This window comes from Candidatus Woesearchaeota archaeon (genome assembly GCA_003694805.1).
Classification (GTDB): Archaea; Nanobdellota; Nanobdellia; order Woesearchaeales; family J110; genus J110.
On record RFJU01000073.1, the window covers coordinates 1 to 8,242 of the forward strand.

Genomic DNA, 8,242 nt, shown 5'->3' on the forward strand with positions numbered 1-8,242 from the left:
GGAATTCTTGATGACGTATGGCTGGGCCATCCTCGTCGTCCTTGCAGCGATCGGCGCATTAGCATACTTCGGCATTCTCAGCCCGGGAAGATTCCTCCCGGAGAGTTGTACTGTTTCAGGAGGGTTTAGCTGCCTCGACTACCAAGTTACGAGTTCTGGAGTGACGCTTACTCTCGTTAACAACCTCGGCGAAGCAGCATCAGCGGTAAATGTGACCTTTAATACCTCCGCAGGCTCGGACGTCGTCTGCAGCGACCCTGATAACTCTGTTGGTCCGCTTGACAACGGACAATCCGCAACCGTCACGCTCTGTAATACTGGGGCAACAGGATTAAATCCAGGCAACAGGGCCAAGGGAAACATAGAAATCACCTATGTGAAGTCTTCAGGGTCCTTGCCGCATAAAGCAACTGGGACCTTGAACGCAAAGGTGCAGTAAACAGGGGCGCCTGTAGAACGTGCAAAAAAGAACTTTTTTTCTTCTTTTTTGTCTCTTTTATTTTTTAAGTGAATCAGTTTTCGCGAACCAATAATTTTTTTTCACCTTTTTTGAGGTAGGGGGAATGAAGCGAGCCCAAGCAGTGATGGAGTTCTTAATGATGTATGGCTGGGCCATCCTCTTACTCCTCGCTGCCGTCGCGTTTCTCAACTACTTCGGCCTCTTTGACTTGAACAAAGTCTCAGCCAACTCCGTCATCATCTTCGACCCGGGACTGGTAGAAGGGGAGCACATGTTTAACAGTTCAGGCCTCTACCTCTCCATCCAAAACGCATTTCCCTTCGGTCTAAGCGAGCTCAACCTCACCCTTAACACAACAGGCGCGAGCACCGTGCAGTGCAACCAACAAAGAGCGTTTGGAAGCATACCTTCCGGGGGGAAATCACCTCTTTACGAAATCTGCACCTTCTCCACACCCCCACCGCCCGAAGCCAGTTTAGTTGCAAATATCTATGTCACCTACAGGCAAGAAGGGAAGCAAACCTCACGGCAAACAAAAGGAGAGCTCAAGCTCCGCAGAGAATAAAAAAGGACAACACTTCTTGCCATTGCGTGCAAGTGTTTGTACAAAAAAAGCATTGCAAATAAAGAAAGCAAACTGTAGAGGTGATGGGGAACTTCTCCAAACGCCAACTTCGAAAAAAACCCAAGGCGAAAAAAAGCAAAACAATAAAAAGGTATGAAAGAAAGAAAAAAAGAGGAGGCGGTAAAACATGCCAGACACAGTAGCAACCATTCGTGCAAGGCAAGTTCTTGACTCGCGTGGGAATCCTACGGTTGAGTGCAACGTCATCACGAAAAAAGGTCACGTCGGAACAGCAATAGTTCCTTCCGGCGCGAGCACCGGCGTGCACGAGGCCTGCGAGCTTCGCGACCGACGATCGGCCTTCGGAGGGAAGGGCGTCCTCAAAGCCGTTGAGAACATCAACAAAGCAATAGCGAGAAGGCTTCGAGGAAAAGACGTGACCAACCAAGAACTCATCGACACGACAATGCTCCGCCTCGACGGCACGAAGGACAAAAGAAAGCTCGGCGCCAACGCGATTCTCGCTGTCAGCCTTGCCGCGAGCAGGGCCGCAGCGGCGAGCAAGGACCTTCCACTCTACGCCTACATCATGACGCTCACAGGACAAAAACCCCTCCTTCCCATCCCTTTCGCAAACGTCATCAACGGCGGCAGGCACGCCGGGAACGACCTGGCCATACAAGAATTCATGATTGCACCCGTAGGGGCCAAGACGTTCAGCGAAGCCGTCCAAATCATTGCAGAACTCTACCACTTGCTCAAGCGAGCCCTGCACAGAAGGTACGGCCAGTCCGCGACGAACGTGGGCGACGAAGGAGGCTTCGCCCCGCCCATAACATCCGCAGAAGAAGCGCTGGACATCCTCTCCAGCGTCTTAGCCCAAACCAAGTACGAAAAGAAAGTCTGCTTTGCCATTGACGCAGCAGCGTCAGAATTCTACCACAACCACTCCTACCGCCTCACCAAGGACGCCTACTTCACCGGCACAGAACTGGCTGCGTACTACGAACGCCTCGCCACCAAATACCCTCTCATCTCCCTCGAGGACCCGTTCGACCAGGATGACCTGAAAAACTTCAAAGCATTCACAACCCTCCTCGCCAAGCACGACCTCCCTTTACAAGTCGTCGGGGACGACCTCACCGTCACCAACCCCGACAGGATCGCCTGGGCGGCCAAGGAAGGCCTCTGCAACGCCCTCCTCCTCAAGGTGAACCAAATCGGGACGCTCACCGAAGCACTCAGCGCGGCCAAGCTCGCCAGGGAACACGGATGGAACGTCATGGTCAGCCACCGCAGCGGCGAGACGGAAGACCCGTTCATCGCAGACCTCGCCGTCGGCCTCGGTTGCGGCCAAATCAAGCTCGGAGCGCCCTGCAGGGGCGAGCGCACCGCAAAGTACAACCAACTCCTCCGTATCGAAGAAGACCTTGGCAGACGAGCGAGGTACGCGCAAGGCCTCCTCAAACACCCATCCCGACGCCCTCCAACTCCGAAAAAGAACAGGCGCTGAGCATCGTCGAAAACGTTCGCTTCCAAAAGCACCTCCCTTGCCAACACGCAAGTACGCAACGCCTAACACCCGTCCCGGCAAGCACGCCCGCCTGCACAGCCCGCGCTTCGTTTTTTCTGCAACCCACCAGGTTTTAAACTCATTTTTAACTAATTTTTAAATACCAATCAGAAGATTTAAATACCGCACACCCATCACTTTTTTTTGAAGGACGCCGAAAAACCCCTTCAAAAGGTCGGTGAGGGACGCCAACAAAACCATTTTGGCAGGCGGCGCGCAGAAGAAACAAGAAAGACAGATTCGCCACGTAAACCAAAGGAAAAACACGTAACGACGAAACAAGCAATACGCAAATGGGACGAGTCAAAACAACACTGGTCAAGACGAAGACAGCAGAGATCTTAGAAGCACACCCCTCGCACTTCACCACGAACTTTGAGGAAAACAAACTTCGCGTGAGCGAAGTGGCAGAGATCCGCTCGAAAAAACTGCGTAACACGATAGCTGGCTACCTGACCAAGCTCGTCAAGAACAAGTCGTAAACAACCAACAGCGCCTACTCGGCGCGGCGAAGACGACAAGACGAAGAAATCACTGTGGCGACGCCGAGACCCGCACCAGGGGGCCACGCTGAAGAAAAAGGGGGGACAGTGAAACTATGGGGGAAGACAACGCAATCTTCATTGGCGACAAGCCGTTCATGAACTACGTCACTTCTGTTGTCATGCAGTTCACCACCAAGGAAGCGAAAGAAGTCATCATCCAAGCACGCGGCAAATTCATCTCGCGAGCCGTCGACGTTGCTGAAGTTGCAAAGAACCGTTTTCTCCAAGACCAAATAGAGGTCAAGACCATCACCATCGGCTCTGAAGAATTCAAGAACAAAGAAGGCAAAGACATCCGGGTTTCCACCATCGAAATCGTTCTGAAGAAAAAATAACCCGGAAAAAAAACAAGGAAGGAATGACCCCGGAGGGATTCGAACCCCCGACCTGCTGGTCCGAAGCCAGCCGCGCTATCCAGGCTGCGCCACGGGGCCGCAAACGTCAACGAAACAAGACACCTCAAAATCTTTAAAAAGGTTTTCCCGGAGGGGCAAACGGCGACAAAGGCGCAAAAACACTTCCCCCCTGCTTTTTTTTGCACGCCCTTGCCGTTCTCAAGACTAAAGACTTATAAACGCTCACAAGCACCCATAAATCAATGGACTGGTTCAAAACAGCAGTCGCGAACGCCCTCGCAGAACACCTCAACGCGAAGGAAGAAGACATCCGCCCCCTTCTCGAAACCCCGCCGCGCCAGGACCTCGGCGACCTCGCCTTTCCTTGCTTCACCCTCGCAAAGCAGGAGCGAACACCCCCCGCCAGCATCGCCGCAAGACTGGCAAGCAAGCTTCACGCAGCAACGCCACCCGCTATTGAACGCGTCGCGGCACATGGCCCCTACGTGAACTTCTCCGTCAACAAAGACCTCCTCGCCAAGAAAACACTCAGCGCCATTTACGAACAAGGCAGGGCGTACGGAAGGAAAACCAAGAAGAAGCCACCCACAATCGCGATCGAGTTCCCCGGCCCGAACACGAACAAACCCCTCCACGTCGGCCACCTGCGCAACATCCTCCTCGGCACGAGCACGGCAAACCTCCTCGAACACCAAGGCAACATCGTCAAACGCGTCAATATCAACAACGACAGGGGCATTCACATCTGCAAGTCAATGCTCGCCTACCAAAAGTGGGGAAGGGGAAAAGAGCCCGATAAAAAACCAGACCACTTCGTTGGCGACTTCTACGTCCTCTACGCACAAAAAGCAAAAGACAATCCGCAACTCGAAGAAGAGGCAAAAGCCCTCCTTCGCAAATGGGAAGCAGGGGATGCACAAGTTAGAGCCCTCTGGAAGAAGCTGCGCGGATGGGCATTGCAAGGCTTTCAAGAAACCTACCAAAAGCTCGGCGTCACCTTTGACAAAGAATATTTCGAAAGCGACATCTACGCCAAAGGAAAAGCAATCATCGAGAAAGGGCTCGCCACGGGCGTTTTCGTCAAAGACGAGAACGGCGCAGTCGTCGCCAAGCTGGACGATGAAGGACTTCCCGACAAGTACGTCCTGCGAGCCGACGGAACGAGCGTATACATGACACAAGACATCTACCTCGCCTTCCAGCGCTACGAAGACTTTCACATGGACAAAATGGTTTACGTTGTCGCCTCAGAACAAGACCTCCACTTCAAGCAACTCTTTGCCATCCTCAAAAAACTCAACTACCCCAAACCCGACGGTCTCTACCACCTCAGCTACGGCATGGTCAACCTCCCAGAAGGGAAGATGAAGTCTCGCGAAGGAACAGTCATTGACCTCGACGACCTCTTCGAAGAAATGCAAGCCCTCGCAAAACAAGAAATTACTAAACGCCACGACCTCGACAAGAACGAAATACTACGACGCGCCAACATCCTCGCAACCGGCGCTATCAACTTCTTCATGCTCAAGTACGACCGCCACAAAGACATCCTCTTTGACAAGAACGCGGCCATCTCTTTCGAAGGGGAAACAGGCCCGTACGTGCAATACACCCACGCACGCATCGCATCCATCTTTCGCAAAAGCGGGGCGCAACCCCCTTCCCCTCCCGAAAAACCCGCACTGCGCACCCCCGTTGAACAAGCAGTCCTCAAAAAACTCGCAATGTACCCTTGCGTTGTTGAAGACGCCGCCGAGGCGTACCGCCCCGAGCTCCTCACGCGCTACCTCTTTGAACTCTCCCAAGACATCACCGCGTTCTACCACGAATGCCCCGTTCTCCAAGCAGAAGCCGCCGTCAAAACCTCCCGCCTTGCCCTCCTCCACGCGTGCAAAATCGTCCTCCAAGCAGGACTCGCCCTCATCGGAATAGAAGCGCCAGAAGAAATGTAACAAGAAAAAAAAGGAAGGAAAAAAAATTTCCTTCAGTAACGAAGCGCAATGGCGAGAAGAACCACCAACGAGGCAAGACCGGCGAGCACCAAACGCCCCCTAACGCAGTACTACCAAAAAATACCTGCCCGAGTAGCCGAGCTCCTCCGCCGGCGCGGCTTTCAAGAACTCATGCCAACCCAGTGGAAATCCATCGAGGCAGGACTCTTTGACGACGAAAACCTTCTCGTGTGCACGCCCACCGCGTCAGGCAAAACCCTTGTAGCAGAGCTGGCCATCCTCAATGCCGTTCTCCACGACAAAGGAAAGGCGGTGTACGTGGCTCCCCTCCGCGCCCTCGCTTCTGAAAAGTTCAAGTCCTTCAAGAAACACTACCCCTCCTTGAAGACCGCAATGACGACGGGCGACGTGGACAGTGACGACGCCTACCTTGCCCGGTACGACGTCATCGTAACGACTTCAGAAAAACTTGACTCGCTCCTCCGGCACAAAACGCCTTGGCTTTCACGGGTCAAGTGCGTCATCATCGATGAAGTCCACCTCCTCAACGACGCGTCGCGGGGCCCGACACTGGAAGTCGTCATCACCCTCCTTCAAACCCTGCTCCCCCACCTCCACCTCGTAGCGCTCTCAGCAACGATTGGCAACCCTGAAGAACTCGCCGAATGGCTGGGCGCAACGCTGGTTCGTGACTCGTGGCGGCCAACCAAGCTCTACCAAGGCGTCTATCTCGACGGGGAAATAACGTTTCTTTAAAGATTCAGGGGATTGGCGAAGCACGCCTTCGCTTCGTGTACACGGCTGAACGGGTGCAGGGCTTATTGCTTTTCCTGCGACGCCGCGCCTTCCCCCTCGGGTTTAGCGTTCTCTGCCTCCTTCCCCTTGTCTTCTTCGAATAAGGGTTTTTTCCCGGGCTTTTTCACCTTCATATTGACCTGAACGGTCCTGAGAGAAATCGTGTTCCCCGCGACGGTTTTGCGAATCCTCCTACCCTTGACGGGATTTTTCTTTAGCCCGATGCCTTTTACTGCGAGGATGCGCTTTCGCCCTGTTCCTTCCACGTCCTTGCGCATGGGAAAGCCGCAGTTATCAGACCCGCCCGTGATTTCGAGCTCGTACCCCTCAAGCCCCAAAACATCGCCTTTGACGACGTCACCAATCTTCTTTCCGCGAAGCGCCGCGGACTGCTCTTCAGAAAGCTCAACCTTCAAGGTCTTCTTTGACGCTGGGTCGCCCACACATACTTTGTACTGCACCATGTTCAACCTCCCCGAGCCCAAGAAGGATCCTGTCCTCCTCCTCAAACGAGTGGCTCAGCATTGCCTGAGAATGCGTGGGCAACACCTCCTTATTTTTAAAGGTTTGGTGTTTTGTTTTGAAGGAACACAGGGGAGGGCGAACCGTGGCGATTGCAGAAGCGCTGTGTTCTTGCAAGGATGCTAGGGAACGGCCACGAGCAAGAAACGCGGCGCCGCACCGGCTTAAAAAGGCATAAACATTAAAAAACCCCTTGGCGTCCTTCTCAGAGAACGCCTTCCTCGTCGGCCACCCTCCCCAACCAAGCAACCATACCAACGTCCTATGAATCTTCACGATCTCGAAAAAGTCGAATCCCCCTCGTTCTACTTAGACCTCGCTCTGCGAAAAGCAAGGGAGCGCGCTGCAAACCTCGGCACGCTTAAAGGAGACAAGCTTCAAAAAGCAAGAATCCTTGCTCTCACGAAGTTGACCACGGTGCAGGCAACAATTGCCTCGACACTTCGCAGACTCGTACGGTCGTTTCCCAGTTTTGACGATCTTCCTGAGTTCTACCAAGAACTGTGCAAGACGTCCTTCTCACTCAACGATGCAAAAAAAGCCCTTGCAACACTGGAGTGGGTTGCTTCGCAAGCCCAACGCTTCGGCCGCGAGTACGCGCGCAAAATCAAGACTGCACGCACGGTCCGCGACGTGCACGCCCACCGGGCCGCGTTTTACGGAAGATCAGCATCCCTCCTCAAGCAAGCAAAAAACGCGCTGCGCTTTCTTGAAGCAGTCCGCAAGGAACTCAAAACCTTCCCCGCCGTAAAGACGAGCATCCCGACGGTGTGCATTGCCGGGCTTCCCAACGCTGGGAAGAGCACCCTCCTCGCAAAACTCACGACAGCCAAGCCAAAAATAGCGGGGTACGCGTTCACGACGACCCAGCTCAACCTCGGCTACGCCAGGAAAGGCCCCTTGAAGCTCCAATTCATTGACACGCCAGGAACGTTAGCGCGCCCCGAGAAGATGAACCGTGTTGAGCGTCAAGCCCACCTCGCCCTCAAATACCTTGCGGACCTCATCGTTTTCGTAGTCGACCCTTCAGGCCAGGTCGACAAAGGAAGGCAGAAAAAACTTTTTACCCAGCTCAAGCGATTAGATAAGCCGATCATCCTCTATGCAAGCAAAGCAGACCTTGTAGGGGAAGACGCGGCAAGAATGGCGCTTGACGAACTGACAAGGGCTGCTCTGCCACGAGCGACTCGGCCGCAAGAACTTCTCCAACTCGTCGTTACAGCACTCAAGGAAGCGTAACATATGTGATTTAACGAAGTTTCCGAAGTGGAACGTAGGAAATTTGGGAAAATTCCTGAGGGATTTTTCCTCTTAATCGCTGTTAGTTTCTCCGAAGGACAAAAATTTAGTGCAACGTTCCGAAAGAAAATTTTTGAGTTTTTGTTGGCGAGCTTTTCAAAATAATTCTGCGTTAGCAGACAATAGTTTAGGAAGCCCCCACCCAAAATCATATTATTAATTATGTAGTGGTAAC

Annotated in this window: 10 protein-coding genes and 1 tRNA gene; 9 read left to right on the forward strand and 2 right to left on the reverse strand. The window is 53.3% G+C overall.

Annotation, left to right across the window (positions count from 1 at the left end):
• The 5 genes from D6783_02780 to albA form a co-directional block, all read left to right on the forward strand.
• Window positions 1-439, forward strand: a 439-nt coding sequence (locus D6783_02780; GenBank protein ID RME53153.1) for a hypothetical protein, incomplete at its 5' end; no start/stop codon positions are given.
• A gap of 124 nt (window positions 440-563) precedes the next feature.
• Window positions 564-1,025, forward strand: coding sequence for a hypothetical protein (locus D6783_02785; GenBank protein ID RME53154.1), 462 nt, complete (start codon window positions 564-566; stop codon window positions 1,023-1,025).
• A 187-nt stretch (window positions 1,026-1,212) separates the two neighbouring features.
• Complete coding sequence (locus D6783_02790; protein ID RME53155.1) at window positions 1,213-2,538, forward strand: phosphopyruvate hydratase; 1,326 nt, start codon at window positions 1,213-1,215, stop codon at window positions 2,536-2,538.
• A 353-nt stretch (window positions 2,539-2,891) separates the two neighbouring features.
• A complete protein-coding gene (locus D6783_02795; GenBank protein ID RME53156.1) occupies window positions 2,892-3,080 on the forward strand; it encodes a 30S ribosomal protein S17e in 189 nt (62 codons plus the stop codon).
• A 116-nt stretch (window positions 3,081-3,196) separates the two neighbouring features.
• Window positions 3,197-3,478: a DNA-binding protein Alba gene (gene albA, locus D6783_02800; protein ID RME53157.1), complete on the forward strand. Its 282-nt coding sequence runs from the start codon at window positions 3,197-3,199 to the stop codon at window positions 3,476-3,478.
• Window positions 3,479-3,502: 24 nt separating this feature from the next.
• Here the strand turns inward: albA and D6783_02805 are convergent.
• Window positions 3,503-3,577: transfer RNA gene (locus D6783_02805), tRNA-Arg, on the reverse strand.
• 164 nt (window positions 3,578-3,741) lie between these two features.
• Here D6783_02805 and argS point away from each other — a divergent pair.
• Together argS and D6783_02815 are read left to right on the forward strand one after the other, a co-directional pair.
• Window positions 3,742-5,451: an arginine--tRNA ligase gene (argS, locus tag D6783_02810; protein ID RME53158.1), complete on the forward strand. Its 1,710-nt coding sequence runs from the start codon at window positions 3,742-3,744 to the stop codon at window positions 5,449-5,451.
• Between the two features lie 48 nt (window positions 5,452-5,499).
• Window positions 5,500-6,207, forward strand: coding sequence for a DEAD/DEAH box helicase (locus D6783_02815; GenBank protein RME53159.1), 708 nt, complete (start codon window positions 5,500-5,502; stop codon window positions 6,205-6,207).
• Between the two features lie 62 nt (window positions 6,208-6,269).
• On the opposite strand, the gene D6783_02820 is transcribed toward D6783_02815, so the two are convergent.
• Entirely contained in the window at window positions 6,270-6,710 is a 441-nt protein-coding gene (locus D6783_02820) for a 30S ribosomal protein S6e (protein ID RME53160.1), read from the reverse strand.
• Between D6783_02820 and D6783_02825 the strand changes: the two genes are divergently transcribed.
• Together D6783_02825 and D6783_02830 are read left to right on the forward strand one after the other, a co-directional pair.
• Window positions 6,709-6,894, forward strand: coding sequence for a hypothetical protein (locus D6783_02825; GenBank protein RME53161.1), 186 nt, complete (start codon window positions 6,709-6,711; stop codon window positions 6,892-6,894). The two genes, D6783_02820 and D6783_02825, sit on opposite strands and share 2 nt — an antisense overlap.
• A 138-nt stretch (window positions 6,895-7,032) precedes the next feature.
• Window positions 7,033-8,007, forward strand: a complete 975-nt coding sequence (locus D6783_02830) for a GTP-binding protein (GenBank protein RME53162.1) — start codon at window positions 7,033-7,035, stop codon at window positions 8,005-8,007.
• The last annotated feature ends 235 nt before the right edge of the window (window positions 8,008-8,242 follow it).

What these genes read in the sequence shown, in the direction of transcription:
- D6783_02785 (RME53154.1), top strand. Translation starts at nt 564, where the DNA reads ATGAAGCGAGCCCAAGCAGTGATGGAGTTCTTAATGATGTATGGCTGG.
- D6783_02790 (RME53155.1), top strand. Translation starts at nt 1,213, where the DNA reads ATGCCAGACACAGTAGCAACCATTCGTGCAAGGCAAGTTCTTGACTCG.
- D6783_02795 (RME53156.1), top strand. Translation starts at nt 2,892, where the DNA reads ATGGGACGAGTCAAAACAACACTGGTCAAGACGAAGACAGCAGAGATC.
- albA (RME53157.1), top strand. Translation starts at nt 3,197, where the DNA reads ATGGGGGAAGACAACGCAATCTTCATTGGCGACAAGCCGTTCATGAAC.
- argS (RME53158.1), top strand. Translation starts at nt 3,742, where the DNA reads ATGGACTGGTTCAAAACAGCAGTCGCGAACGCCCTCGCAGAACACCTC.
- D6783_02815 (RME53159.1), top strand. Translation starts at nt 5,500, where the DNA reads ATGGCGAGAAGAACCACCAACGAGGCAAGACCGGCGAGCACCAAACGC.
- D6783_02825 (RME53161.1), top strand. Translation starts at nt 6,709, where the DNA reads ATGTTCAACCTCCCCGAGCCCAAGAAGGATCCTGTCCTCCTCCTCAAA.
- D6783_02820 (RME53160.1), bottom strand. Translation starts at nt 6,710, where the DNA reads ATGGTGCAGTACAAAGTATGTGTGGGCGACCCAGCGTCAAAGAAGACC.
- D6783_02830 (RME53162.1), top strand. Translation starts at nt 7,033, where the DNA reads ATGAATCTTCACGATCTCGAAAAAGTCGAATCCCCCTCGTTCTACTTA.